Raw genomic sequence first — 2,727 nt, 5'->3', positions numbered from 1 at the left:
CGCACCAAACCCCACACCGCACCACCACCCACATCAACCCCAGAACCCACCACCGGACCCACCGCACCCCGAGTCACCAACACCAAACACGAACCCGCAAAACGCCCATCCCCCAACCACTCCCGCATCAGCTCCAGCGCCCGCTCGGCAAGCCCGCCGTCGGTGGTGGGGCCGTCACCGCTCAGCCGGTGCAGGACGAGCTCGGCGGGTGCCAGGTCCGCCAGCGCGCTGGCCCGGACGCCGGCCACCTCGTCCAGTCCGGAGCCCAGCACGGCGACGGCGGCCGGCGGAACGCCCGTGGTCTGGACCACCGGCCAGTCCACGGTGAACAGAGCATCGCGCACATCCTGGCCGGAAGCCGGAGCCGTCGGATGGTCGGTGACCACCCGGTCCCGCAGCGCCGCGACCGAGAGCACCGGCCGGCCGGCGAGGTCGCTTGCCTCGATGGCGATCGCCTCCGGCCCCCGCTCGCTCAGCCGGACCCGCAGCGCGTCGGCCCCGCCAGCGTGCAAGGTCACGCCCTCCCAGGCGAACGGCAGCCGCATCTCGCCCTCGGTGTTACGGGTGACCAACAGGGCGTGCAGGACCGAGTCCAGCAACGCCGGGTGCAGTCCGAAACCGGCGGCCTGTTCGGCCGCGATCGGCGGCAGCGCCACCTCCGCCAGCACGTCATCCTCGTGCCGCCACACCGCGCGCAGCCCCTGGAAGGCCGGACCGTAGCCGAACCCGGCCGCGGCGAACCGCGCGTAGCAGTCGCCCAACTCGACCGGCTCGGCGCCGGGCGGCGGCCAGACGCCCAACGACGGCGGGGCGGCCGGCGGGGAGGAGCGCAGCGTTCCGGCGGCGTTGTGCGTCCACGACCCGTGGTCGTCCGCCCCGGAATGCACGCTCACCGCGCGAGTTCCGGCTGTGTCCGGGGCTCCGACCCGGACTTGGACCCGCGTACTCCCCTGCTCGGACAGCACCAACGGGGCCAGCAGCATCAGCTCCTCGATGTGCTGGCTGCCCACCTCGTCTCCGGCCCGGACAACCAGCTCCAGCAGGCCCGTGGCCGGCAGCAGCACCACGCCTCCGACCTGGTGCTCGGCCAGCCACGGCTGGGTGGCCGGGGCAAGCCGTCCGGTCAGCACCACCTCACCGTCCTCGGCCAGCCTCACCGCCGCGCCCAGCAGCGGATGCCCGGCCTCGACCAGTCCCAGACCGGCGGCGTCCGCGGTCCGCGGAGCGGGCGCAGGCCAGTACTGCTGGCGTTGGAAGGCGTAGGTCGGCAGGTCGACGGTGGTCGCGTCGAGGTCGGCGAAGTAGGCCGGCCAGTCCACCGAGGCACCGGCGACATGCAGCGCGGCCAGCGCGGCCAGCACCGCGTGCTCTTCCGGCCGGTCGGCGCGCAGCGCGGGCACCGCGACCGAACCGGCGGGCAGCACCTCGTGCGCGGCGGCGCACAGCGGGCCCTCCGGGCCCAGTTCCAGCACGGTCCGCACGCCGTCCTCGGCGAGTACACCGAGGGCGTCGCCGAACCGGACGGTGGCGCGGACCTGGTCGACCCAGTAATCGACGGAACTCAGCTCCGGCCCGGCGAGCGTGCCGGACACCGTGGAGACGATCGGGGTCGACGCGGCGCCGAAGGTGATTCCGTCGATCGACCGGCCGAGTTCGTCGAGCACCGGATCCATCAGCGGCGAGTGGAAGGCGTGGCTGACTTCCAGCCGACGGGTGCGCCGGCCGTCATCGGCCAGCGTCCCGGCCGCGGCCAGCACCGGACCAGCAGCGCCGGACAGGACGACCGACTCAGGACCGTTGACCGCGGCCAGGGCCACCTCCGGACCGAGCAGCGGCGCCACCTCGGTCTCACTGGCCGACACCGCGACCATCACGCCACCGGCGGGCAGAGCCTGCATCAGCCGAGCGCGGGCGGAGACCAGCGCACAGGCGTCGGGCAGCGACAGCACCCCGGCCACGTGCGCGGCGGCGATCTCGCCGACGGAGTGCCCGACCAGCCGGTCGGGCACCACACCCCAGGACTCCACCAGCCGATAGAGGGCCACCTCCAGCGCGAACAGGGCCGGCTGCGCCCACCGGGTCTCGGTCAGGTCGCCGCCCTCGCCCCACATCACCGCCCGCACGTCCTCGCCCAACTCGGCCAGGACGGCGTCCAGTGCGGCGGCGAACACCGGGTAGCGGCCGTGCAGCTCACGGCCCATGCCCACGCGCTGGGCGCCCTGGCCGGAGAACAGGAATGCCACCCGCCCGGCCCCGGCCATCCCGCGGGCGACCTCGACCGGCTCCCCGACGCCGCCGAGCAGCACGGCCCGGTGCTCGAAGGCGGTGCGGGCGGTAGCCAGGGTGAACGCCGTGTCGACGGTGGGTTCGGCGGGCAGCCGGTCGAGCTGGGCGCGCAGCGCTTGTTCGGTGCGGCCGGACACCAGCAACGGAACTGGGCGCTCGAGCGCCGGCGGGCGCGGCGGGGCAGGCGCGGGCTGTTCGAGGATGATGTGGGCGTTGGTGCCGCTGACGCCGAACGAGGACACCCCGGCCCGGCGTGGCCGATCGGTCCGCGGCCAGTCCGCGGCCTCGGCCAACAACCGCACCGACCCCGAATCCCAATCCACATGCGGCGTCGGCTCATCCACATGCAACGACCGCGGCACAACACCATGCCGCATCGCCATCACCATCTTGATCACACCAGCCACACCCGCAGCAGCCTGCGTATGACCCAAATTCGAC

General features: G+C 73.8%; 1 protein-coding gene and 1 pseudogene. Both read right to left on the bottom strand.

Annotated features, from left to right (window positions below):
- Positions 1–2,588: acyltransferase domain-containing protein (locus tag CFN78_RS28305; protein WP_240519749.1), on the bottom strand; the 2,588-nt coding region annotated here is incomplete at its 3' end.
- Positions 2,589–2,639: 51 nt separating this feature from the next.
- A pseudogene (locus CFN78_RS30405) lies at positions 2,640–2,720 on the bottom strand (hypothetical protein); the annotation flags it as partial.
- Positions 2,721–2,727: the final 7 nt, after the last annotated feature.

The sequence above is a fragment of the Amycolatopsis antarctica genome, from assembly GCF_002262875.1.
GTDB lineage: Bacteria > Actinomycetota > Actinomycetes > Mycobacteriales > Pseudonocardiaceae > Amycolatopsis > Amycolatopsis antarctica.
This window is presented reverse-complemented; position numbering and strand designations above follow the sequence as displayed.